The organism is Lachnoclostridium phocaeense (genome assembly GCF_959599685.1).
Classification (GTDB): Bacteria; Bacillota; Clostridia; order Lachnospirales; family Lachnospiraceae; genus Claveliimonas; species Claveliimonas monacensis.
Map to the genome: position 1 here is coordinate 48713 of NZ_CAUGIN010000011.1, position 24796 is coordinate 73508.

Genomic DNA, 24796 nt, shown 5'->3' on the forward strand with positions numbered 1-24796 from the left:
GGAGAAACAATATGGCAGCAAAAAGCGGCACAAAGTATATTAAGATCAGAGGTGCCAATGAGCACAATCTGAAAAATATAAATCTGGATATCCCCAGAGATGAGCTGGTGGTGCTGACAGGACTTTCCGGGTCGGGTAAATCTTCTCTGGCCTTTGACACCATCTACGCAGAGGGGCAGAGAAGGTACATGGAATCGTTGTCTTCCTATGCGAGACAATTCCTGGGGCAGATGGAAAAGCCGAATGTGGAGAGTATAGAAGGACTTCCCCCGGCTATTTCCATTGACCAGAAGTCCACAAACAGGAATCCCAGATCTACGGTAGGGACAGTGACAGAAATCTATGACTATTTCCGCCTTCTCTATGCCAGAGTGGGCATTCCCCACTGTCCCAAGTGCGGCAGGGAGATCCGGAAACAGACAGTGGACCAGATGGTGGACCAGATCATGGAATTGCCGGAGCGGACAAAGATCCAGCTCCTGGCGCCGGTGGTGCGAGGCCGCAAGGGAACTCATGCAAAACTCTTTGAGAGGGCCAAGAAAAGCGGCTATGTGCGCGTTCGGGTGGACGGTAATATGTACGAACTATCGGAAGACATTGTCCTGGATAAGAATATCAAGCACAATATAGAAATTATTGTGGACAGGCTGGTGGTCAAACCGGGGATCGAGAAGCGCCTCACAGACTCTGTGGAGAGCGTGCTGCACCTGGCAGAAGGACTTCTCGTGGTGGACGTGATCGGCGGGGAACCTATGAATTTCAGCCAGAGCTTTTCCTGCCCGGACTGCGGGATCAGCATTGACGAGATCGAGCCCCGCAGCTTTTCCTTTAACAACCCCTTCGGCGCCTGCCCGGAGTGCTATGGCCTGGGCTACAAGATGGAATTTGACGAGGATCTGATGATCCCGGATAAGTCGCTGAGCATTGACCAGGGGGCTATTGCGGTGCTGGGGTGGCAGTCCTGCACGGACAAAGGAAGCTATACACGGGCCATTCTGGAAGCCCTGGCCAAAGAGTACAAATTCTCATTGAGTACGCCCTTTAAAGATTATCCCAAGAAAATACATGATATCCTCATCTACGGAACCAATGGAAAAGAAGTGAAAGTGCACTACAGGGGACAGAGAGGGGAAGGGATTTATGATGTGGCTTTTGAGGGACTGGTCAAAAGCGTGGAGCGCCGGTACAGAGAGACAGGGTCCGAGGTGACCAAGGCAGAGTATGAGACATTTATGCGCATCACTCCCTGTCACGAGTGCGGCGGCCAGAGACTGAAGAAGTCATCGCTGGCAGTGACAGTGGGAGGAAGGAATATTGCGGAGATTACAGCCCTCTCTGTGGAAAAGCTGCAGGAATTCCTGCAAAACCTGGAGCTTACAAAGCAGCAGATGCTGATCGGCGGACAGATTTTGAAGGAAATCCGTGCAAGGATCCAGTTTCTCATGGACGTGGGACTGGATTATCTGACTCTGGCGAGGGCCACGGGCTCTCTATCCGGCGGGGAGGCCCAGCGGATCCGCCTGGCCACCCAGATCGGTTCCGGTTTGGTGGGTGTGGCCTATATCCTGGACGAGCCCAGCATCGGGCTTCACCAGAGGGACAACGACAAGCTGCTGGCCACATTGAAGCACTTGCGGGATCTGGGAAATTCCGTGATCGTGGTGGAACATGATGAGGACACCATGATGGAGGCGGACTATATCGTGGACATCGGTCCCGGTGCAGGGGAGCACGGCGGCCAGGTGGTAGCCCAGGGTACGGCCCAGGAGATCATGAAGAATAAAAATTCTATTACCGGCGCATATTTAAGTGGTAGAACGAAAATCCCTGTTCCCACAGAGAGAAAGAAACCGACAGGGTGGATCAAAGTATTGGGCGCCCAGGAGAATAACCTGAAGAATATAGATGTGGATATTCCGCTTGGCGTTATGACCTGCGTGACAGGAGTGTCCGGCTCCGGCAAAAGTTCCCTTGTCAATGAGATCGTGTACAAGCGGCTGGCCAGAGAGCTGAACCGTGCCAGGACGATCCCCGGGAAGCATAAGGACATCCTTGGGATGGAGCAGCTGGACAAGGTGATCGATATTGACCAGTCACCCATCGGGCGGACACCCAGGTCCAATCCGGCCACCTATACGGGAGTGTTTGACCTGATAAGGGATCTCTTTGCAGCCACGCCGGATGCAAAGGCGCGTGGATATAAGAAGGGAAGGTTCAGCTTCAACGTGAAAGGCGGACGGTGCGAGGCCTGCAGCGGGGACGGTATTTTAAAGATAGAGATGCATTTCCTTCCAGATGTATATGTGCCCTGCGAGGTCTGCGGCGGAAAGCGGTACAACAGGGAGACGCTGGAAGTGCTCTACAAGGGAAAGAGCATCTACGACGTGCTGAATATGACGGTGGAGGAGGCCCTGGAGTTCTTTGAGCCGGTGCCCAGCATCCGAAGAAAAATGGAGACCCTCTACGATGTGGGGCTTTCCTACATTCGTCTGGGACAGCCCTCCACCACTCTCTCCGGAGGAGAGGCCCAGCGGATCAAGCTGGCCACGGAGCTGAGCAAGAGAAGTACGGGAAAGACCATCTACATTCTGGATGAGCCGACCACCGGACTTCATTTTGCCGACGTGCACAAGCTGACAGAGATCCTGCGCCGACTTGCGTCGGATGGAAATACAGTCCTTGTCATTGAACATAACCTGGACGTGATCAAGACGGCAGACTATATCATCGATATCGGACCTGAGGGAGGAGATCGGGGCGGTACCGTGGTGGCCTGCGGGACTCCGGAGGAGATCGCGGCGAATCCTGCATCTTATACAGGAAAGTATATTGACATGATGCTGAAGCGATAGCCGGCCGGAAAAGGGAAAGAAAGACATAAGAAAGTTTTAAGAAAAAATACTTTCCATTTTCAGGAAAGTTTATTATAATGTTATGTGCATGCAGGAGCATGTGTAATCCGCGAAAACACGGTGAATCTGACGAAAGATGACAAATAATATAAATGACATAAACAGCTCGTGTGAAAGGAGACATTGCGCATGTCAGTAGATATCGGAATTGATTTGGGTACAGCAAGCGTCCTTGTGTACATTAAGGGAAAGGGCGTTATATTAAAAGAACCTTCTGTGGTGGCTTTTGACAGGGATACTAATGCTATCAAGGCCATCGGTGAGGAGGCAAGACTCATGCTGGGAAGGACCCCGGGCAATATTGTGGCAGTGCGTCCTCTGCGCCAGGGGGTTATTTCTGACTATACAGTGACAGAAAAGATGATCAAATATTTTGTGCAGAAAGCGATGGGGCGCCGCACGTTTAAAAAGCCCAGGATCAGCATCTGCGTTCCAAGCGGCGTGACGGAAGTCGAGAGGAAGGCCGTGGAGGAGGCTACTTATGCGGCCGGCGCGCGGGAGGTGCTGCTCATCGAGGAACCGGTGGCGGCAGCCATCGGAGCGGGCATCGATATCTCCAAACCCTGCGGAAACATGATCGTGGACATTGGCGGCGGTACATCAGATATTGCGGTGATCTCCCTTGGAGGTACAGTTGTCAATACATCCATCAAGATTGCGGGAGATGACTTTGACGAGGCCATCGTCCGCTATATGAGGAAAAAGCATAATCTGCTCATCGGAGAGCGGACGGCGGAAGATATCAAGATCAAGATCGGGACGACCTATCCTCTTGTGGAGGAGGAGTCCATGGAAGTGCGCGGCCGTAATCTTGTGACCGGTCTTCCCAAGACAGTTACGGTCACATCCTCTGAGACGGAGGAGGCTCTCCGGGAGACAACCAGCCAGATCGTGGAAGCCGTGATCAGCGTGCTTGAGAGAACACCGCCGGAGCTCTCTGCGGATATCCTGGACCGTGGGATCGTGCTTACCGGCGGCGGCGCTATGCTGCGCGGGCTGGAGGAGCTGATCGAGGAGCGGACAGGTATCAATACAATGACAGCCGAAGATCCCATGAAAGTGGTTGCCATTGGAACGGGACAGTTTGTAGAATTTATGAGCAATCGGAAAGAGATTTAGAGACAGTCTGCCGCCGGAATGATTTCCGGCGGCAATTTTCATTACAAAGAGGATTTGTACTTACATGGAAGAAGTAAAAGGATATGTGGAGCACATTATCTTTCGCAACGAAGATAATGGATATACTGTGTTTAATCTGAATAACGAGGACGGGGAGCTGACCTGCGTGGGTACTTTCCACTACATCAGCGAGGGAGAGCTGCTGAAACTGACAGGAGAATATGTGACCCACTCCCTGTACGGGGTCCAGCTCCATGTGCAGACTTCAGAGGTGTGCGAGCCGGAGGATCTGGTCTCCATAGAAAGATATCTGGGATCAGGGGCAGTCAAAGGGCTGGGAGCAGCTCTGGCAGGCCGTATTGTCCGCCGGTTTAAGGAGGACACGTTCCGGATCATCGAGGAGGAGCCGGAGCGCCTGGCAGAGGTCAAGGGGATCAGCGAGCGGAAAGCCCGTGAGATAGCGGAGCAGATCGAAGAGAAGAAGGATATGAGAAGAGCCATGATCTACCTGCAGAAATATGGGATCAGCACCACGCTGGCTGCAAAGATCTATGACTATTACGGAAACAGGATGTACCAGGTCATGGAAGAAAATCCTTACCAGATGGCAGATGACATCAGCGGGGTCGGCTTTAAGACAGCGGATGAGATCGCAAGAAAGATCGGCATCCACGCCGACTCTGACTACCGGATACGCAGCGGCATTTTTTACACGCTCCTCCAGAGCGTGGGCGAAGGACATGTTTATCTTCTGGAGGGACCGCTCCTTCAGAAGGCAGGAGAGCTTCTGGGAGTGGAGATCCAGCATATTGAAAAATATCTCATGGATCTTGCCATGGAGAGAAAAGTAGTCCTCAAAGAGGGGGACGACGGAAAGCGGGTCTATGCGTCCAACTATTATTATTTGGAGCTGAACACAGCAAAAATGCTCCATGACCTGAATCTTGCCGCGAAAGCAGACAGAGAGGATGTGGCAAAAAGGCTGGCATCCATCGAGAAACAGATGGATATGCCTCTGGATGAAAGACAGCGCCAGGCAGTGGCAGAGGCGGTGGGAAGAGGCGTGATGATCCTGACCGGAGGCCCGGGAACCGGAAAAACCACCACCATCAATGCGATGATCCAGTATTTTGACAGCCAGGCCATGGATATACGGCTGGCTGCGCCCACCGGTCGGGCGGCAAAGAGGATGACAGAGGCTACAGGATGGGAGGCCCAGACGATCCACCGGCTGCTGGAAGTAAGTGGAAATCCGGAGGAAGAGGGGGCAGGGACAGGATTTCAGAGAAATATGGAAAATCAGCTGGAGGCCGACGTTATTATCATCGATGAAATGTCCATGGTGGACCTGCCTTTGATGCATGCGCTCCTGTGCGCCGTGTGCCCGGGAACGCGGCTGATCCTGGTGGGGGATGTGAACCAGCTGCCCTCCGTGGGACCGGGGAGCGTGCTGAAAGACATGATCGCCTCGAAAGCCTTTGCCGTGGTGGAGCTGACCAGGATCTTCCGACAGGCCGGGGAGAGCGATATCGTGGTAAATGCCCACAAGATCAACCGGGGAGAGCAGGTGGTGTTGGACAACAAGAGTCAGGATTTCTTTTTCCTCAAGCGGCAGGACGCCAATACCATCATCAGCGTGACTCTCACGCTGATCCAGAAAAAGCTTCCTAAATATGTGGGAGCCTCCACATATGATATCCAGGTGCTGACGCCCATGAGAAAAGGACTGCTTGGGGTGGAGAGGCTGAATAAGATCCTGCAGGAATACTTAAATCCGCCGGATCCGTCCAAGGCAGAGAAGGAGTATGGAGAAAAGAAATTCCGGGTGGGCGACAAGGTGATGCAGATCAAAAACAATTACCAGCTGGAGTGGGAGATCTCTACCAGGTACGGTATGACCATTGACAAGGGCGTGGGGGTTTTCAACGGGGATATGGGGATCGTGAAGTCTATCAACATCTACGAGGAGACACTGGCCGTTGAGTATGATGAGCACAGAGTGGTGACATATCCTTTCCAGATGCTGGACGAGCTGGAACTGGCCTACGCCATCACGATACATAAATCCCAGGGGAGCGAGTATCCGGCTGCGGTCATCCCTCTTCTTTCCGGCCCCAGGCAGCTGTACAACAGGAATCTGCTTTACACGGCGGTGACAAGGGCCCGGAAGTGTGTGACCATTGTGGGGAGTGAGACGGTATTCCAGAGCATGATACAAAACGACAGTGAACAGGACCGGAATACCAGCCTGGATGAGAGAATACGGGAGTTTTGCCAAGATATATGTTAAATGAATCAGCTTATCAGGAAGGCAGGAGAGGCTGCGCTGCGTCTCCTGTACCCAAACACCTGCCCCTTATGCGGGCGGGTGACAGAGCGGGAAGTCTGCCCGGACTGTGCCCGGGAAGTGCGTCCCCTCCGGGAGCCACTCTGCAAAAAGTGTGGGAAACCTATTGGCAGTGACCAGGAGGAATTCTGCAGGGACTGCAGCCGCACGCGCCACTACTTTGACGAAGGCCGGGCTCTCTGGCTGCACCGGAAGCAGGCGGCCTGGTCCATCTACCAGTTTAAATTTCACAATCGGCGGATTTACGCAGGGTTCTATGCCTCTGAGATGGCCCGGACCTATGGAGGCTATATCAGAAAAAGGGGCATCACCCTGATCGTTCCGATCCCGCTTGGGCGAAAGAAACGAAGAAGCCGGGGATTTAACCAGGCGGAGATCCTGGCGGAGAAACTGTCAGGGAAACTGCAGATTCCTCTGGACGCAGACCATCTGGTGAGATGGCGGGATACAAGGCCGCAGAAGAGCCTGGATCCGGCGGCCAGGAGAGAGAATGTGCGGGGGATTTTTCAGTGGACAGGACGTTCCCTTGCGGGGCAGAAGGTCCTCCTTATAGATGACATATATACCACCGGGAGTACCCTGGATAGTGCGTCCCGGACACTGAAAAAAGCGGGGGCTGAAAAAGTTTACTTTTTAACTATAAGTATTGGACAAGGATACTGATATTTGTTATACTGAAAATAATGATTAAAACCAGAAAATTTACACTTTGAGGTGCATTATGTTAGATAAACGAAAAATCAGGCTGATGACCAAACTTGCCCTCTACGAGCAGAACGAGGGCAGGGAGGATATGAAGATCAGCGCCTACTATAAAAAAGATTATGTGAGCATGAAAATGATTGCCACATTTATCTGGACGACGATCGGATACGGCTGTGCCATGCTCCTGGTCCTTGGCTGGGGAATGACAGGCTGGATGGAGAAACTGACGCTGGCTCTGATCATTATGCTTGTGGCGGTGATCCTCCTCGGCTATCTTGCCCTCCTGATCATTACATTTATCATCACCAGCAGGATATCCAACAGGAAACACAGAGATGCGAGAATGCGGATGAAAAGATATAACCACGGTTTACTACAGCTGATGAAAATGTACGAAAAGGAGAATAAATAGCGATGGATAATTTATATGTCATAAAGGGCCAGATCCAGCAGGTATATGCAAAATATTCAAAGTTTATAGACAAAGGTGTCCAGTTCATACTGGCTCTGGCTGTATTTTACATGATCAACCACGACCTTGGCTTTATGAGCCTTCTGTCCAATCCACTGATCACGGTGGGGCTGGCGGTCATCTGTGCGTTCCTTCCCATGATCGTCACAGTGCTTGCGGCGGCTGTTTTGATCCTTGTGCAGATGGCGGCTGTGTCTTTAGGAATCATGGCCGTCACGGCAGTGGTGTTCGTTATTATGTTTGTATTCTATGTCCGGTTCAGTCCGAAGACTGCGGTCGTGATCCTTCTGATGCCTCTGGCATTCATGTTCCACATTCCCTATGTGATCCCCGTGGCGTTCGGGCTGGTGGGAACACCGATCAGTGTGGTGCCTGTCATCTGCGGTACAGTCGTGTACTATATGATCGATTATGTGAAAACCTCCGCATCTGCCCTTGAGAACGGCGGTGCGGAAGGCATGATCAGCCAGGTGATGACGTATCTGCAGCAGGTGTTCCAGAACAGGGAGATGATCGTCATGATCCTTGCCTTTGTCATTGCTCTCTTCCTGGTGTATCAGGTTCGCAGGATGTCCGTCAGCCATGCATGGAAGAGCGCATCGGCAGCCGGGGCTGTCGCGGGCATCGTTATCGTAGCTGCGGGCAGTGCTGTGCTGGATGTAAAAGTCTCCTATCCGGAACTGATCCTTGGAAATGTGGCGGCAGTGATCGTGGGACTGATCCTTGAACTTTTGTTCTTTGCTGTGGACTATTCTCGGACGGAGAGTGTCCAGTATGAAGATGATGAATATTATTACTACGTGAAAGCGGTGCCGAAGATCGTGGTCGCCGCACCGGAGAAGACGGTGAAGCGCATCAACCGGCGCGCGGAGAACCAGGAGACGGAGATCATCAATACAGATGAGATCCGCAGAAAGAGCGCTGAGAGCGCCGGGGCAAAAGAGGAAGGCGAAAAGAAGCCTAAGAAAACCGGCGCAGCCGGCAGATCCCGTTCTCCCCGGAAAAAAGAAAGCCGGATCACCGGTAATATGGATCAGCTCCTTCTCACAAGAAGCCTGCAGAAGGAACTTCATCTGGACGAAGAGGAGCGGAATGATTAAAGACGGGAAGTGAACGCATGGAAGCAAGAATTACGCAATTCTTTGAAAGATATATAAGAAACGCCTACTTTCCGGAAATGCATCTGACAGATATCGTCGAGATACTGATCATTGCATTTCTGGTATATCAGCTTATGATATGGATCAAGAACACAAAGGCCTGGATGCTGCTCAAGGGTATCCTGGTTCTTGGTGTGTTCATTTTCCTGGCGTATCTTTTTCAGATGCACACTATACTGTGGATCGTGCGAAACTCTCTGACAGTTCTTGCCACGGCTCTGATTGTTGTGTTCCAGCCTGAGCTGCGGCGCGCCCTGGAGAAGTTGGGAGAGAGAAAATATATCAGTGTGGTGATGCCTTTTGACAGCACAAAGGACAAAGGACGCTTCAGCGAGGACACTGTTGACGGAATCATTGATGCTTCCTATATTATGGGTAAGGCCAAAACAGGGGCTCTGATCGTTGTAGAGCAGGCGATCAGGCTGACAGAGTATGAGAGCACGGGTATTCAGCTGGACTGTATCGTGTCCAGCCAGGTGCTTATCAACATTTTTGAGCACAACACACCTCTGCACGACGGCGCAATTATTATTCGGAATGACAGGATCGTCTCTGCCACATGTTATCTTCCTCTGTCCGATAACATGGGGCTTAGTAAGGAGCTGGGAACAAGACACAGAGCGGCAGTGGGGCTCAGCGAAGTCAGCGACGCCCTTGTCATCGTCGTGTCTGAGGAGACAGGATATGTATCTGTGGCGCAGGGCGGCGTTCTGGACCGGAATATTTCCCGGGAAAAGCTCAGAGAATATCTGGAAGACATCCAGAACAAGCGCAGAGATTCACACGGCATATTAGCAAAATGGAAAGGAAGGCTGAGTCATGAAAAAAAGTCTGACAAATAATATTGGCCTGAAGCTCCTTGCGTTTTTATTCGCTTTTATGCTGTGGCTGCTTGTGGTGAACATAGATGATCCGGTGGACACGAAGACTTTCGACAGTATCCCCGTCACCATTGAACATGCGGAAGTGGTGACTCAGGACCAGAGATCCTATCAGGTGCTGGATGGAACAGACACAGTCAGCGTGACTGTATCTGCCACAAGGTCTGTATTGGAGAAGATCAGCGCGGAGAATATCGTGGCTACCGCTGACATGCGGGAATTGTATCTGGAGTCCCAGATCCCCATAGAGATCACGATACCTGGCTATGAATTTGAAAGTGCAACTGCAAACCCAAGAAATGTCCAGGTGAAGATCGAGCAGAATAAGAGTGATACCTTCCCCATTACGGTGACAACAACAGGAACTGTGCGGGACGGATATGTCCTCGGTAATGTGCAGGCGGATCCGGAGCGCGTCACAGTCAACGGACCGGAGTCTGTGATCGACAGGATCAGCAAAGTGGTGGCGCAGGTCAATGTGTCCGGTCTCTCGGAAGACTCCTCTATAGATGCTGTGCTGACCTATTATGATTCGGATAACAACGAGATCAGTGCAGAGCAGCTGGCCAACAATCTGGGAACAACAGGTGTGAAAGTCAATGTGACGCTGTATCACACAGCCCGGATACCGGTGACTGTAGATACATCAGGCGTCACAGCGGCGGACGGATACTCTATCTCCGAAGTGACATGGACTCCAGAGGAGATCCAGCTGGCAGGAGAGGAGGAGGTGCTGGATGCACTGGAAGGCATCCGCATACCTGCCGATGCCGTAGACATCACGTCTATCTCCCAAAGGACAGAGCAGACAGTGGACATTACACCTTATCTGCCGGAGGGAACAAGACTGGTAGATGAGAACGGCAACAACATACTGGTGACAGCCCGGGTTGCACGGGAAGGCACGAAAAGTTTTGACATTCCGGTGGGCTCTATAACTGTCGACAATCTGAGCGATAGCCTGACTGTTTCCGGGTATGGAAGCGGGGACGACCTGGAGGTCCACATAGGAGGTCCCCAGGAGCAGCTGAACAGTCTGCAGCTCAGTGATCTGACCGTTAGTATAGATCTGAAAGAATGCACAAAGGCGGGGGATTATGAAGTGCCTGTGACGATCACTCTTCCGTCGGATGCTGCCGACTGCACAGTGGAAACATCCGTGACAGTGACAGTCACTCTTCAGGAGAGAACAACAGCGGCAGACAATACTGCCGAAGAAGATACGGACAATGAATCATCAGGAGGTTAAAGTATTATGGTAAGTAAAAAGGTGGTCATTAACAATCCAACGGGGCTGCATCTTCGCCCGGCTGGGATCTTCTGCAACACGGCGGTACAATTCGATTCCAAGATTACGTTTCAGCATGATACAACTACTTCCAACGCCAAGAGTGTGCTCAGCGTGCTTGGCGCCTGCATCAAGAAGGGCGATGAGATCGAGCTGATCTGTGAGGGGCCTGATGAGGAGGAAGCTCTGGCTGCCATGGTGAAAGCGATCGAGGACGGGCTGGGAGAGTAAGGGAACAAGTTGGATAACAAGGCATGGCAGGATATTATTGAATTTCTGTACATGCCTCTTTCTATAGTTAACGTATAAGAAACTAGTCGCCTTGAAAAGGCATATGTTTTGGGGTATAATACTACAAGTTTAAAATATGAGGAGATTTAAATTATGGGTAATGCAACTTTGGTTATTATGGCGGCAGGAATAGGAAGCCGCTTTGGCGGTGGGATCAAACAGTTGGAACCGGTGGGACCGAATGGTGAAATTATTATGGATTATTCCATATATGATGCTCTTGAGGCTGGGTTCGATAAAGTTGTGTTTGTAATTCGGAAGGATTTGGAGAAGGATTTTAAAGAGATTATAGGAAAACGAATTGAAAAGCAGGTGGAGACTGCCTATGCATTCCAGGAATTGGATGATATTCCGGAAGAGTATAAAGATAAGTTTCAGGGAAGGACAAAGCCATGGGGAACCGGACAGGCTATCCTTTGTTGTAAAGATCTGGTACACGAACCGTTTCTTGTGATCAATGCGGATGACTATTATGGAAAACAGGCATATAAAGAGGCATATAGTTATCTTCAGGAGATGAAAAGAGATCCTCATTCAGATAAGCTGCCGGTGTGCATGGTTGGATTTGTGCTGAAAAATACACTTAGTGACAATGGCGGTGTGACCCGTGGAATATGCAGAGTTGATGAGTTCCACATGCTTACAGATATTGTGGAAACACATAATATCGTCAAAACGCAGGAAGGTGCTGCTGTTCAGAAAGAGGATAGAAGAGAGAAAATTGACGTTGAATCGGAAGTTTCTATGAATATGTGGGGGCTGACTCCGGACTTTTTTGAAATCTTAGACGATGGGTTCGATAAGTTTTTATCTGAAATTGCGATGGAAGATGTTAAAGCTGAATATCTTTTGCCTACAATTATTGGAGATTTATTAAAAGCAAATCAGGTAGAAGTCAAGGTTTTGCAGTCTAAAGATAGGTGGTTTGGGGTTACATATAAAGAAGATAAGGATGTTGTGGTTAATTCTATAAAGGAGTTGATTGATCAAGGGGATTATCAGAAAAAGGGAGATTAAGAGTGAAAAAATTATTTGAACAAATTATAAAATTTGGCATGGTTGGTTTCCTCTGTTTTTTTATCGACTACGGTATTATGGTTTTTTTGACAGAGATTATAGATATTAATTATCTCATCTCTTCAGGAATTTCCTTTACTGTATCGGTGATTGTGAACTATATATTAAGTTTGACATTCGTATTTGAAACAAAAAAAGGGAATCGTATTAAAGAATTTGTGATTTTTATAATTCTGAGTGTAATTGGATTGGGTATCAATCAGGCGCTGATGTGGTTTTGTGTAGATATATTAGGTATTTTTTATATGATATCTAAAATAGGGGCCACGGCAGTTGTGATGGTATATAATTTTATTACAAGAAAATTGATTTTAGAAAAAAAGTAAATGGTTTTTAGTTGAAACGATGAGGAGGAAAGCAAATGAAAAGGAAAATTGCCAGGAAGTTGTTGTTATGTGTGGTTGTGGGAGCTATGGCGATTACTGCAGTGCCAAGCTCTATTGTGAATGCTCAGGAAAGCCAGGAGGAACAGGAAAATAGTTCAGAACCTGAACAGAGTATAGAGGAGAGTGTTGCAGAAGATGTTGCGGAAGATGAAATAGCAGAGGAAATAGTTGGTTCTGATGGGAATACGCAGGAGATGAAAGAGGATACAGCAAATGAAGGCGAATCTGAAGAAACTAAAGAATTTAAAGAAAACAGCTGGAGATATTCGGAAGGAGAATTAATCATACCTGATACTTTTTCGTCTAGATCCGCTACTAATGCATGGGAAAAGGTTAATGGACAGTATTATAATGACCGCGGAGAGGTAATACCTGGAGTGAAAAGAAGAGGCGTTGATGTCAGTGAACATCAAGGGCAGATTGATTGGGCCAGAGCAAAGGCTGACGGAGTAGAATATGCAATTATCCGTGTTGGCTGGACAGGTAATCAATCCAGACATGAGGATAACTGGTTTAAATATAATGTGTCAGAATGTGAGCGGCTGGGTATTCCCTATGGAGTATATCTGTATTCCTATATTACTACCATAGATGGTGCAAACGGAGCGGCTGATTTTGTGCTGAACCTTTTGAATGGGCATAGCCTTTCTTATCCGGTATATCTTGATTTGGAAGATGATGATATTATTAATGCGGATAACGCAAGTATAGCGCAAGTTTTTCTTAATAAGATTGCTAATGCAGGATATAAAGTGGGGGTCTATGCCAATCTAAATTGGTGGAATAATTATCTTACTAATCCTGTATTTAATAATTCTTCATGGTCTAAATGGGTGGCTCAATACTATCATTCTTGTAGCTATACTGGAATATATGACATGTGGCAATGTACCAGCAGTGGCAGCGTGGATGGCATTTCTGGCCCTGTAGATCTTAATATGGATTTCAGAATCGGTGAGTCACAGCCTGTTCTTGTAGAGAAGGAAGATGGTACATATTGCTATTTGGATGGAAAGCAGCTTTTTGGCGAACAAAAGGTAAACGGAAAATGGTACTATTTTGACAAAAATGATAAAGGAAGAATGAAGACCGGCTGGTATGATAATACCGAGAAAGGTAAGCGTGTCTACTATGGCTCAGATGGAGCAATGGTCTATGGAGATCAGAAAATAGATGGAAAGTGGTATATGTTTGATAAGAAGACGGGGGCAATGGTGACCGGTTGGTATGATAATACCGAGAAAGGCAAGCGCGTTTACTATGGTTCGGACGGAATTATGTTATATGGCGAGCAAAAGATAGACGGAAAGTGGTATATGCTTGCCGACAAAACAGGGGCAATGGTGACCGGCTGGTATGATAATACCGAGAAAGGTAAGCGTGTATATTATGGTTCTGATGGAGCGATGGTCTATGGAGAACAGAAGATAGACGGAAAATGGTATATGCTTACAGATAAGACGGGGGCAATGGTGACCGGCTGGTATGACAATGCTGAGAAAGGTAAGCGTGTCTATTATGGCTCAGATGGAGCGATGGTATACGGGGATCAAAAGATAGATGGAAAGTGGTACATGTTTGATAAGCAGACAGGAGCGATGGTGACCGGTTGGTATGATAATACTGAGAAAGGTAAGCGTGTCTACTATGGACCAGACGGAATAATATTGTATGGCGAGCAAGAAATTGACGGGAAATGGTATATGTTTGATAAACAGACAGGTGCAATGGTGACCGGCTGGTACGACAATATTGATAGAGGAGGACGGACATATTACGGCCCAGATGGAGAGATGGTCTATGGGGAGCAGAAGATAGACGGAAAATGGTATATGCTCACAGAGAAGACAGGAGTGATGGTGACCGGCTGGTATGATAATATCGATAAAGGAAAGCGTGTCTATTATGGCTCAGATGGAGCAATGGTTTATGGTGATCAAAAGATAGATGGAAAGTGGTACATGTTTGATAAGCAGACAGGAGCGATGGTGACCGGCTGGTATGATAATACTGAGAAAGGAAAAAGAGTTTATTATGGTCTGGACGGTGCAATGCTTTATGGTGAACAAGAAATAGATGGTAAGACATATATTTTGGCTGACCAGACAGGAGCAATGGTAGTAGGTTGGTATCAATCTGCAGGTGGAACAAAATATTGTGATACAGAAGGTGTTATAGTAACTGGTGAGAAAAAGATAGATGGTAAATGGTATCATTTTGATGAAAATACTGGCTATATGACAGTGGGAATATATAAACTTCCCTCTAAAACAGTTTGTTATGGAGAAGATGGGGCTATGGTCTACGGAGAGAAGAAAGTAGACGGGAAATGGTACTGTTTCAAACCTGTTACTGGTGAGATGGTCAGAGGCTGGTATGATCTTCCAACTAAAACGGTTTATTATGGGGAAGATGGAGCAATGGTATATGGTGAGCAGGTTATAGACGGAGTGATATATTATTTTATGGAAAACACAGGTGCGTTGGTCAGAAAATAGCATTGTTGAGTGAGGATGATGAGTAATGAAATTAAAAAAACGCTTGTTCTTTTTTATGCTGTTGGGCGTATGTCTGTTGAGTAATTCTGGTGTAAAAGCAGAAGAGTGTTCTGTGGAAGAAGGAACTAGGACAGTAATATCTAAAACACAGGTCGACACTTGTGAGGATATAATGAAAGAAAATGACGAACAGGAAGAAGTAAAAAATGGCTGGGTAACAATAGGACAAGATAAATTCTATTACCAAGATGGGGAAAAAGTCTATGGTGATCTGCAAATAGATGGAGAATGGTACTATTTTGACGATGTGACTGGAGCGATGTTTACAGGGTGGAAAGAGATGGAAGGCGGTGTCCAATACTATGAACCATCAGGTAAAAAAGTCTTTGGTGAGCGGAAGATAGACGGGAAGTGGTATCATTTTGATGAAAATACTGGCATGATGACTACAGGCTTTTATCATCTGAATGATAAAGGAAAAACAGTATATTACTTAACATCCGGTGAAATGGCATATGGTGAACAAAAAATAAATGGTAAATGGTATTATTTTGCAAGTGGAACAGGGGCAATGCAGACAGGGTTTGTGCAGTTAGCACAGAAGACTGTTTATTATTTGCCTTCCGGTGAAATGGTATATGGTGAAATAGAAATTGATGGAATAGAATACGAGTTTGAAGAAAATACAGGAAAGCTGATTAGCGGTTGGAAAAATACGGAAAATGGACTGATTTATATCTTACAGCAAGGAGGAGTTGCTCAAGGAGAGTGGAAGATAGATGGTAAGTGGTATCACTTTGATGAACAGACAGGAGTGATGACTACGGGACTATATGATCTGCCGGGAAAAACCGTATATTATAATAGTGATGGAACTATGTATTATGGCGAGAAGAAAATGGATGGCTTCTGGTACTACTTCAAACCGACAACAGGAGCTATGGCCAAAGGTTTCTGTGCATTGCCGAAAAAGATGGTATATTATAATGAGTCCGGGCAAATGCTGTACGGTGAGCAGGAAATAAATGGTAAATCTTACTTCTTTGATCAGAAAACCGGAGCGATGAAAATGGGATTTCGCACTTTGGAAAGTGGAGAAAAGGTTTACTATGGTGCGGATGGTTCGATGTGCCTTGGTGAAGAGAAGATTAATGGCAAGTGGTATCATTTTGATGAGCAGACAGGAGTGATGACTACAGGATTATGGGATCTGCCAGCTAAAACTGTATATTATAATAGTGACGGAACTATGTATTATGGAGAGAAGAAGATAGATGGTTTCTGGTACTATTTCAAACCAACAACAGGAGCAATGGCGAAAGGTTTCTGTGCATTGCCGAAAAAGACGGTATATTATAATGAGTCCGGGCAAATGCTGTACGGTGAGCAGGAAATAAATGGTAAATCTTACTTTTTTGATCAGAAAAGCGGAGCGATGAAAACCGGATTCCGTACATTGGAAAGTGGAGAAAAGGTTTACTACAATGCAGATGGTTCTATGTGCCTTGGAGAAAAGAAAATCAATGGCAAGTGGTATTATTTCGATAATGAGTCCGGGATAATGCAGACAGGAATTGTGAGCCATAGTGGACATTCATACTATTATAACCGAAATGGCCAGATGCAGTATGGTGAGTATAAGATAGAAGGGGCTTGGTATTATTTCCAGCCTGTCACGGGAATTATGGCAACAGGATGGACTGAACATCATGATAGAACTTATTATTATGGGAAAGATGGGAAAATGTATCATGGCTGGAACGAAGTAGATGGGATAACTTATCTTTTTCATGAGATTACGGGAGAGCTTTTACCTGGGTGGCGTAAAGAAGAAGGTAATATTTACTACTATGTAGATGGAGAACGTTACGTTGGTGAAAGAAAAATTGATGGATATTGGTATTATTTTAATCCTGAAAATGGTGGGATTATGTCTGTTGGATGGACGAAGCATAGTGGACACACATATTATTATGATGAAAAAGGTCATATGGTGTATGGGTGGAAAACAATAGAAGGTGTTGGATACTATTTCTGTAAAGTGACAGGTATTTGTGTTGAAGGTTTTCAGAAGATAGATGGAAAAGCATACTTCTTTTTAGAATCCGGTGATAAGTATACAGGAGAATTGAAAATAGATGGAAACTGGTACTATTTTGATCCACGACATGATGGGCAGATGCTTACTGGATGGCATTCTTTCCCGAATAAGAAAGTTTATTATAATGCTGACGGGACGATGTGCTATGGTGAAAAGAAAATAAATGGCAAATGGTATTATTTTACCCCTGGCACAGGGGCAATGAAAACGGGATGGTGTGACTTACCTGGGAAGAAAGTGTATTATGGCCCAGATGGAGCTATGGTATATGGGACTCAGGTGATTGATGGAAGGGTATATCATTTTAATCCAGTGACAGGTGCATTGATTGTTGACCCTATGCTTGATAAAGCTCAGATTTATAGCAGTGCGACTGGTTGGTTGATATTGGTGGATACGACGTCAAATAAAGTCGGAGTGTTTAGCGGACATACGAACAACTGGAACAGAGTACATGATTGGAGTTGTACATCTGGAGCAGCATCTACTCCGACGGTAAAGGGAGAATTTGTTGTACAAAATAAAGGCCTGGCATTTGGCAGTGGGTATACGTGCTGGTACTATACGCAGTTCTATAATGACTACTTATTTCATTCAGTTTTATACTATCCTGGCAGCCAATCGAATATTATGGATGGCAGATTGGGCATAAACGCATCACATGGATGTGTTCGATTGGATATTGCTAACGCAAAATGGATTTATGATAATATTCCACGGGGAACAAAAGTGGTTATATATTAAGTTAACGGAGATGAAAAGTATAAGATGAATATTGCAGTCATTTTTGCCGGGGGAATCGGCAAAAGAATGAAAAGTAAGGAGAAGCCAAAGCAGTTCCTTGTTATGTATGGGAAACCCATTATTGTGTATACATTAGAAGTGTTTCAATATGATTCAAATATAGATGCGATTGTGGTGGCATGTGTTGAAGAATGGATTCCTCATTTGGAGAAATTGGTTTCTCACTACAATTTGTCGAAAGTAAAAAAAATTGTCCCAGGCGGAGAGACTGGACAAATGTCCATTTACAATGGGCTGTGTGCAGCAGAAGAGATAGCGAAAGAAGAAAGAAATATTGTGTTGATTCATGATGGTGTTAGACCGTTGATCTCGTCAGATCTGCTTGATAAGAACATTGAATCTGTAATACAGCATGGGAGTGCTATTACCTGTGTTGACGCCAAAGAGACTATTATATTATATGATGGGAAATGTAAAGTTGACTCTATTGTAAATCGAGAAAAAGCGAAGCTTGCAAGGGCACCACAAAGTTTTTGGCTTGAAGAAATATTAGAGGCACATAGAAAAGCATTGAAAGAATGTAAAAAAGATTTTATCGATTCTTGTAGCCTAATGAAATATTATGGGAAGCAGCTACATATAGTGGAGGGATCGGACGAAAATATAAAAATTACTACACCTGAGGACTTTTATATTATGCGAGCGCTGCTTGCTGCAAAAGAAGATTCTCAGATATACGATGTGGAGTAAAAGGAGTTTATTATGGGAAAAATATTAGAAGAAGATTTCAGAGAGATAGCGTTATCAAATTTTCCACATCAAAAATTAACGAATGCGTCATTTTTAATAACGGGAGCAACAGGTTATCTGGGCTCCCTTTTAATCAGAACATTATTATATTGTAATTCTTTTTATGATATGAATCTACGCATTATAGCACAGATTCGTGATGAAAAGAAAGCTAAAGCAATATTGGGAGAGAGCATAGAGGACCCGGCTTTATCTTTCATTAAAATTGATTTTTGTAATCAAGCAATGATAAATTGTGATCCAGTTGATTATATTATCCATACAGCGGCAGTGACATCATCCAAAACAATGATAGAGAGGCCGGTTGAAACGATATTGTCATCTTTAAATAGTACAAAGGCAATTTTAGAGTATTCTGTAAAAAGCAGCCCCAAAAGTGTTGTATATATATCCTCTATGGAAATGTATGGAGAAATACATAGTGAGAAAAAAATCGCAGAAGAAGACATAGGCTATCTTGATCCTCTTGCAGTTAGAAGTGATTATCCTGAGAGTAAGAGGCTGTGTGAGAATTTATGCGTTGCGTATCATAGTGAATATGGAGTCAAAGTGAAAATTGCGCGTTTGGCGCAAATGTTTGGCGCAGGTATATTACCAGGAGAAAATAGAGTTTTTGCACAATTTGCAAAGGCTGTACTGGAGCAGAAGGACATCGTACTGCATACAACAGGAGAGTCTGAGGGGAATTATTGCTATACAAGTGATGCAATCAGGGCAATTTTGCTTATCCTTATGGAGGGGGACGACGCCAATGCATATAACATTGTAAATGAAGAAATGCATAGCTCGATTAAAGACATGGCCAGATTAGTTGCAGAAAATATTGCAGAGGGAAGAATTAAAATCGTGTATGACATTCCTGAAAAGAATTTATATGGATATGCTCCAGCAGTACGTATGAAATTGGATTCATCCAAACTTCGCGCATTAGGATGGGAGCCGGCTATAGGCATGGTGGAAGCTTATCAGCGGATGTTGATAGAAATGGAGAATAAATAAGAGAAATGAAAAAGCGGGTTGTTCTAGCAGGATTGAATAGTATACAAAATTATGGAGATCATTTCATCGGGGAATGCGTAGAATTCCTGGTGGAAATTTGCAGGAAAGAGACTGAGTGTGTAACTTTAGATTTGGGATTTTGTAAAAAAAATTTTAGATTTTTGATATATGGAGGAATACGCTTGTTGGCCAATTTTCTTCCAAATAGTACAATTTCATATAAATTAGTCTATGTAGCTATGAGAATTCGTTTTTATAAGTATTATTATAATATATTGAAAACAGCAGACGGATTGATTTTTGCCTGTGGAAGTTTTAAATATGGTACACAGAATTTGTGGGCACAGTATTCAATAGCGGTTGAATGTGCTGAAAAATTGAATATTCCTGTTATGTTTGATGCTATGAATGTTCAAAAATATAACGCGGATGATTGGCGATGTAAATGTTTGCGAGTACATGCAAATTATCCGTGTGTAAAGATGATTACTACGCGTGATGGATATGTAGGAGCAGAAAGATTAAAAAGTGATTACATTACGAGTAAGTCTATTAGAATTCTTCCAGTTGGAGATCCAGCATTTTGGATACCAGAATGTTATGGGAAGCGTAAGCAATCTGGCGATAAAGTTGGTATAAACTTAATAAGAGGAGATATTTATACAGATTATGGCTGGAGAAAGCTTTCTGAGAAACAATTAATTGAGGCTTACTCTGAGTTGATTGAAATATTAAATAGGGAAGAAATAGAATGGGAATTTTTTACTAATGGGTTGCCAGAAGACTATATATTCGGACTGAAAGTGCTAAAGAATTGTGGCATGGAAGAAAATATAAAAGAAACTATTGTGGTTCCTAAAGATGCGGAAGATTTAATTCGTGTTATATCACGCTACAGAGGAATATTAGGAGCTAGATTACATGCTTGTATATGTGCTTATTCTCTGGATGTTCCTGTGTCAGGCTTTGTTTGGGATGAAAAAATGCTGCATTTTGCTGAAATGGCCAGGCTTGAAGAGTTTTTTTTGGACGAAGAAGAGTTTACGGGAATGGAATTATTTGTAAAATTGCAAAAAGCTATTAGAGGAATATACGATCAAAAAAATCGCGAAAATTGGAAAAGATGCACTCAAAAATCAATAAATGAATTTTTGCAGTTGCTTTAGAAGAGGTGCTAGAAATTGAAGAAAGTCTTGCTTATTAGTACAGGTAATATTGCGCGTGGGGGAGTACAAAAATTTTTGGAAGAATGGATTGGAGCATCGAAGAATCAATACCAATATACATGGTACTGCTGCGGAGAAAATTACGATAATGAGTTAAAAGAGTCTTTTGAAAGCTTAGGTGTTGAGGTTATAGACGGGAATATTAATTTAAGGAAAGCTACTAGATACTTTTTTTTCGCAAAGGATTTAAGAAAAGAACTTTCTAAAAATACTTATGATATAGTGCACATTAATACAGGTGTGATTTTGTATGCATTTGTAGCCTTGAATGTGGCGAAAAGACAAAATATTCCTCAAATAATTGTACATTCTCATAATTCATCAGAGAGAAGATTTAATATGTTTGAGCAAAAAGTTCTTGCGAGTTTGCAAAAAAATATTAGACAAAGTGCGACCAACTTGGTTGCGTGTTCTGAAAAGGCAGCAGAGTGGATGTTTGGATGTAAAGGAGAAACTGAGGTTCCTTGGGTATATATTCGAAATAAAATAGACGTATCGAAATATCAATTTAATCCTGATACTAGAGAAAAATATAGAAGGGAGATACAAGTGTCAGAAAATTGCCTGGTGTTAGGAACTGTTGGACGCTTGAGTCCAGTAAAAAATCAAATGTATCTTTTGGATATTATGAAGGAACTAAAGAGAGAAAATAGGAATATTAAACTCCTGATTATAGGAACTGGCACGTTAGAGGAAAAAATCAGGCAGAAAGTAAAAGAGCTTCAGCTAGAAGACTATGTGTTACTTTTAGGGGAAAGAAGAAATGTGAATCAGTGGCTACAGGCTATGGATGTTTTTTTAATGCCTTCTTTACATGAAGGATTTCCCATTGCTGCAATAGAAGCACAGGCTTCTGGACTTCCATGTTTGTTTGCAGATAATTTTTCGCCAGAGACCAAATTAAGGGAGGATGTCTTTTTCTTGCCTTTAGATAATATTGCGGTGTGGAAAAAAACTATTATGCAAATATATAATCAAAGGGAATCTTTTAGCAACAGAGACGGTGCGACAACAGTTATAAAACAGGAGGGATTTGACAAAAATTCTTTCTTTGAAGAGATCCAAAATTTGTATAGTTAAATTGATGTTGATAGTATAGAAGAGTGTGCAAAATGATAAGTATCAAAAAGATAAAAATAAGATATGAGAATCTTTCAATAGAGCTAAAGGCGGCCATATGGTATACAATTTGTAATGTTGGACAAAAAGGAATTAATATGTTAGTTGTTCCAATTTATACCAGGTTATTAAGCGCCTCAGAGTATGGAAGATATAGTGTGTTTCTGTCCTGGCTAGAGATTTTTGAAATAATCGTAACTTTGCGTTTATTCTCTGGAGCATATATAGTAGGTCTAACGAAATATAGTGACGATAAATATTCGTATACATCTTCATTGGAAGTGCTGAGTCTTGTTGTTACAACATTTTTTCTTGGCATATATTTGCTTTTTACAGATGGAATCAATGGACTGACAGAAATGGATACAACGATCACTGTATTTATTTTCCTGATTATGTATGCTACACCTATTGCAAATTTTTGGAAGGGATGGCAGAGAGTAGAAAATAAATATATTCAAATGGTGGTCTTGACGCTTGCATGCACATTTTTTACACCCTTTTTGGGAATATTAGGAATTGTTTTTTTGAAAAAAGAGGCCGAAATTATAATTTTTGCAAGGACAATTGTAGAAATTTTAACAGCAATACTTCTCCTGATATTTTTCCGTAAATTATTCTTGTCAAAGATTAAACTATCTTATTGTATTTATGGATTACGAACAAATATTCCTTTGATTCCATATTATTTGTCGACGATGGTTCTTAGTCATTCCGATAGAATTGTGATTCAGCAGATAGTCGGCGATAAAGAAGCGGGGATTTATAGTGTTGCATATAGTGTTTCGATGATAATGCTTTTATTTAACACTGCCCTTAATAACTCGTTGCAACCTTGGCTTTTTAAATCTCTAAAAAAACAGGAGGTAAAGGATATCCCCAAAATAACAAATATTTCAGTGGTGTTTTTTGCTGGATTAAATTTAATGGTTGTTTTCTTTGCCCCTGAAATTATTAAAATATTTGCTCCAGCAGAATATTATGAGGCAATATGGATTGTGCCACCGGTTGTGGCTAGTGTGTTGATCATGTATATATATCAGCAGTTTATAAATGTTGAGTTTTATTATGAAGAAGGAAAAATGACAGCAATTGCTTCCGTAGGGGCGGCAGTATTGAATGTGGCTCTAAATTTGGCGTTTATACCTTGGGTGGGGTATTTGGCAGCAGGTTATACAACATTAGCTAGTTATATTATTTTTGCGATTTTGCATTATGTTTTTATGATTAGAATATGTAAGAAACATGGGCAAAATGCTAAATTATATGATATAAAGACAATATTGCTTATTCTTTTGGTTTTTGGTGGAGTTACTATTGTTGCGTTGGCGACATACACACATTTGTGGATTCGCTATACAATATTAGCAATTGCATTAATCCTTATAGTAATAAAGCGAAATACTATAATGCAGATAGCCCGGACACTGATTTCAATGAAATAACAAATCTTTTTATGTTGCTCTATTTTTGTATAGAAGGATTAAGGATATAATCAACAATCTGGGCAGAGGCGGTCCCTCTCTCAAAAGACCCTAGCTGCAAATGATGTTGCTTAACAGCATTAAAGTATTGTTGTTCATCAAACTGTAGAATGTTCTGAACAAGTTCTTTATTGCTTTCTGCCAAAGGAAATGGCCAGGTGTGAATGTCTGTGTAAAAACCATGTTTTAAATCATACGCAGATAAATCTGTTGCATATAAAAAACAAGGACGTTTAGTGAAAGAAAAGTCCCAAATTGAAGACGAATAATCCGTGATAAGCGCATCAGAGGCGTATAGTAGCTCCTGCATATCTGGATAGTCTGATGCATCAATAAAATCATTGTGATCATGTGACAGTTGTTTTATAATGTAATAATGCATCCGAAACAATATTTCCCAATTGCCTCCAAATTTCTCGGACAGAGCTTTTTTAACAGCTCGTGTATCGAAGGAGTATGAATCAGGAAGTTTGTTTTTTCGATATGTAGGAGCATATATAAGTATTTTATGATCAGCAGGGATCTGAAGTAAAAAGCGGACTTTTTGGTTTATGGAGTCCATGTTCTTGTTAATTAATATATCATTTCGGGGCATTCCACATTCCAGTATTTTTCCTTTATGGTGAAAACTGGATTTTATTGTTAAATCAGTAAAAGCTTTGGAACTGGAAATAAAAACTATATTTGTCTTTTGGAAAATATATTGCCGATAGTTTTCGGATTTTGGAAGGGTAGATACAGCAGTACCTACTGTTTTGTATGCTCCTCCACCATGCCATGTGTTAATTAAAATTTGAGATGAAGATAGTGGTATATGTGCTAAATCTCGAGTGTTGGTAATGATATATTTTGAAGTGAGACATTTCCTTATAAACTGAAAAGAATTATATTTTACAATGGTGATATTAGCTTCGTTAAGGTATTGGAATTTTTCTGGATCTTCAAATGCCCAGATGACAGAAAAGTCAGGATCTCTATCAAGAAGAGCCTGGCTGATGTATTTTGGGTTGCAAGAATATTGTTTTCCCAAATAGCTGATAAAGATAGCTTGGCGTTCATTGATTTTACCATGCGGGATGATCTTTAGTAGTAGGCGAATAAGAAATATGCTTATAATATATATATAGTCTTTCATAATTATGTGGGCTCCTCTCCGATTGACTTGGAATGTCATTAA

At 43.7% G+C, this 24796-nt stretch carries 19 protein-coding genes; 18 read left to right on the plus strand and 1 reads right to left on the minus strand.

Translation table 11 applies throughout. The features are described 5' to 3' along the window. Nucleotides 1-11 precede the first annotated feature (11 nt). The 18 genes from uvrA (at nucleotide 12) to Q5911_RS06960 (ending at nucleotide 23580) form a co-directional block, all read left to right on the plus strand. The gene (gene uvrA, locus Q5911_RS06875) at nucleotides 12-2852 is read left to right on the plus strand and encodes an excinuclease ABC subunit UvrA (protein WP_303181944.1); all 2841 of its coding nucleotides are present in this window, start codon (nucleotides 12-14) and stop codon (nucleotides 2850-2852) included. A 189-nt stretch (nucleotides 2853-3041) separates the two neighbouring features. Further along, complete coding sequence (locus Q5911_RS06880; RefSeq protein ID WP_303181946.1) at nucleotides 3042-4031, plus strand: rod shape-determining protein; 990 nt, start codon at nucleotides 3042-3044, stop codon at nucleotides 4029-4031. A 64-nt stretch (nucleotides 4032-4095) separates the two neighbouring features. Then, entirely contained in the window at nucleotides 4096-6321 is a 2226-nt protein-coding gene (gene recD2 / locus Q5911_RS06885; protein ID WP_303181948.1) for an SF1B family DNA helicase RecD2, read from the plus strand. Further along, complete coding sequence (locus tag Q5911_RS06890; protein ID WP_303181950.1) at nucleotides 6322-7041, plus strand: ComF family protein; 720 nt, start codon at nucleotides 6322-6324, stop codon at nucleotides 7039-7041. A gap of 58 nt (nucleotides 7042-7099) precedes the next feature. Then, a complete protein-coding gene (locus Q5911_RS06895) occupies nucleotides 7100-7495 on the plus strand; it encodes a hypothetical protein (RefSeq protein WP_226394633.1) in 396 nt (131 codons plus the stop codon). 2 nt (nucleotides 7496-7497) lie between these two features. Next, nucleotides 7498-8655 carry a hypothetical protein gene (locus Q5911_RS06900; RefSeq protein WP_303181952.1) on the plus strand — a complete coding sequence of 386 codons (1158 nt, stop codon included), beginning with the start codon at nucleotides 7498-7500 and terminating at the stop codon, nucleotides 8653-8655. 17 nt (nucleotides 8656-8672) lie between these two features. After that, nucleotides 8673-9557 (plus strand): diadenylate cyclase CdaA, encoded by an 885-nt coding sequence (gene cdaA, locus Q5911_RS06905; RefSeq protein ID WP_076776932.1) that lies wholly within the window; start codon nucleotides 8673-8675, stop codon nucleotides 9555-9557. Beyond that, on the plus strand, nucleotides 9535-10845 hold the full coding sequence (locus tag Q5911_RS06910; RefSeq protein ID WP_303181955.1) for a CdaR family protein: 1311 nt from the start codon (nucleotides 9535-9537) through the stop codon (nucleotides 10843-10845). Before cdaA ends, Q5911_RS06910 begins: the two co-directional genes overlap by 23 nt. 6 nt (nucleotides 10846-10851) lie before the next feature. Next, entirely contained in the window at nucleotides 10852-11115 is a 264-nt protein-coding gene (locus tag Q5911_RS06915) for an HPr family phosphocarrier protein (RefSeq protein WP_076776936.1), read from the plus strand. A gap of 153 nt (nucleotides 11116-11268) precedes the next feature. After that, nucleotides 11269-12192, plus strand: a complete 924-nt coding sequence (locus Q5911_RS06920) for a nucleotidyltransferase family protein (RefSeq protein WP_303181958.1) — start codon at nucleotides 11269-11271, stop codon at nucleotides 12190-12192. A 2-nt stretch (nucleotides 12193-12194) separates the two neighbouring features. Beyond that, on the plus strand, nucleotides 12195-12578 hold the full coding sequence (locus Q5911_RS06925; protein ID WP_331592016.1) for a GtrA family protein: 384 nt from the start codon (nucleotides 12195-12197) through the stop codon (nucleotides 12576-12578). Nucleotides 12579-12613: 35 nt separating this feature from the next. Further along, entirely contained in the window at nucleotides 12614-15136 is a 2523-nt protein-coding gene (locus Q5911_RS06930; protein ID WP_303181960.1) for a GH25 family lysozyme, read from the plus strand. Nucleotides 15137-15161: 25 nt separating this feature from the next. Next, on the plus strand, nucleotides 15162-17981 hold the full coding sequence (locus Q5911_RS06935) for a L,D-transpeptidase family protein (RefSeq protein ID WP_303181962.1): 2820 nt from the start codon (nucleotides 15162-15164) through the stop codon (nucleotides 17979-17981). A 24-nt stretch (nucleotides 17982-18005) separates the two neighbouring features. Further along, the gene (locus Q5911_RS06940) at nucleotides 18006-18731 is read left to right on the plus strand and encodes an IspD/TarI family cytidylyltransferase (protein WP_303181964.1); all 726 of its coding nucleotides are present in this window, start codon (nucleotides 18006-18008) and stop codon (nucleotides 18729-18731) included. 12 nt (nucleotides 18732-18743) lie between these two features. Then, nucleotides 18744-19790, plus strand: a complete 1047-nt coding sequence (locus Q5911_RS06945) for an NAD-dependent epimerase/dehydratase family protein (protein WP_303181965.1) — start codon at nucleotides 18744-18746, stop codon at nucleotides 19788-19790. Nucleotides 19791-19795: 5 nt separating this feature from the next. Next, nucleotides 19796-20956 carry a polysaccharide pyruvyl transferase family protein gene (locus Q5911_RS06950; RefSeq protein ID WP_303181967.1) on the plus strand — a complete coding sequence of 387 codons (1161 nt, stop codon included), beginning with the start codon at nucleotides 19796-19798 and terminating at the stop codon, nucleotides 20954-20956. Nucleotides 20957-20971: 15 nt separating this feature from the next. Beyond that, the gene (locus Q5911_RS06955; RefSeq protein WP_303181969.1) at nucleotides 20972-22096 is read left to right on the plus strand and encodes a glycosyltransferase; all 1125 of its coding nucleotides are present in this window, start codon (nucleotides 20972-20974) and stop codon (nucleotides 22094-22096) included. Between the two features lie 32 nt (nucleotides 22097-22128). Then, nucleotides 22129-23580, plus strand: coding sequence for an oligosaccharide flippase family protein (locus Q5911_RS06960; protein WP_303181970.1), 1452 nt, complete (start codon nucleotides 22129-22131; stop codon nucleotides 23578-23580). A gap of 19 nt (nucleotides 23581-23599) precedes the next feature. On the opposite strand, the gene Q5911_RS06965 is transcribed toward Q5911_RS06960, so the two are convergent. Next, on the minus strand, nucleotides 23600-24754 hold the full coding sequence (locus tag Q5911_RS06965) for a CDP-glycerol glycerophosphotransferase family protein (RefSeq protein WP_303181971.1): 1155 nt from the start codon (nucleotides 24752-24754) through the stop codon (nucleotides 23600-23602). Nucleotides 24755-24796: the final 42 nt, after the last annotated feature.

Excerpts from the sequence above, each read along its gene's own strand:
- uvrA (WP_303181944.1), top strand. The coding sequence starts at position 12 with ATGGCAGCAAAAAGCGGCACAAAGTATATTAAGATCAGAGGTGCCAAT.
- Q5911_RS06880 (WP_303181946.1), top strand. The coding sequence starts at position 3,042 with ATGTCAGTAGATATCGGAATTGATTTGGGTACAGCAAGCGTCCTTGTG.
- recD2 (WP_303181948.1), top strand. The coding sequence starts at position 4,096 with ATGGAAGAAGTAAAAGGATATGTGGAGCACATTATCTTTCGCAACGAA.
- Q5911_RS06890 (WP_303181950.1), top strand. The coding sequence starts at position 6,322 with ATGAATCAGCTTATCAGGAAGGCAGGAGAGGCTGCGCTGCGTCTCCTG.
- Q5911_RS06895 (WP_226394633.1), top strand. The coding sequence starts at position 7,100 with ATGTTAGATAAACGAAAAATCAGGCTGATGACCAAACTTGCCCTCTAC.
- Q5911_RS06900 (WP_303181952.1), top strand. The coding sequence starts at position 7,498 with ATGGATAATTTATATGTCATAAAGGGCCAGATCCAGCAGGTATATGCA.
- cdaA (WP_076776932.1), top strand. The coding sequence starts at position 8,673 with ATGGAAGCAAGAATTACGCAATTCTTTGAAAGATATATAAGAAACGCC.
- Q5911_RS06910 (WP_303181955.1), top strand. The coding sequence starts at position 9,535 with ATGAAAAAAAGTCTGACAAATAATATTGGCCTGAAGCTCCTTGCGTTT.
- Q5911_RS06915 (WP_076776936.1), top strand. The coding sequence starts at position 10,852 with ATGGTAAGTAAAAAGGTGGTCATTAACAATCCAACGGGGCTGCATCTT.
- Q5911_RS06920 (WP_303181958.1), top strand. The coding sequence starts at position 11,269 with ATGGGTAATGCAACTTTGGTTATTATGGCGGCAGGAATAGGAAGCCGC.
- Q5911_RS06930 (WP_303181960.1), top strand. The coding sequence starts at position 12,614 with ATGAAAAGGAAAATTGCCAGGAAGTTGTTGTTATGTGTGGTTGTGGGA.
- Q5911_RS06935 (WP_303181962.1), top strand. The coding sequence starts at position 15,162 with ATGAAATTAAAAAAACGCTTGTTCTTTTTTATGCTGTTGGGCGTATGT.
- Q5911_RS06940 (WP_303181964.1), top strand. The coding sequence starts at position 18,006 with ATGAATATTGCAGTCATTTTTGCCGGGGGAATCGGCAAAAGAATGAAA.
- Q5911_RS06945 (WP_303181965.1), top strand. The coding sequence starts at position 18,744 with ATGGGAAAAATATTAGAAGAAGATTTCAGAGAGATAGCGTTATCAAAT.
- Q5911_RS06950 (WP_303181967.1), top strand. The coding sequence starts at position 19,796 with ATGAAAAAGCGGGTTGTTCTAGCAGGATTGAATAGTATACAAAATTAT.
- Q5911_RS06960 (WP_303181970.1), top strand. The coding sequence starts at position 22,129 with ATGATAAGTATCAAAAAGATAAAAATAAGATATGAGAATCTTTCAATA.
- Q5911_RS06965 (WP_303181971.1), bottom strand. The coding sequence starts at position 24,754 with ATGAAAGACTATATATATATTATAAGCATATTTCTTATTCGCCTACTA.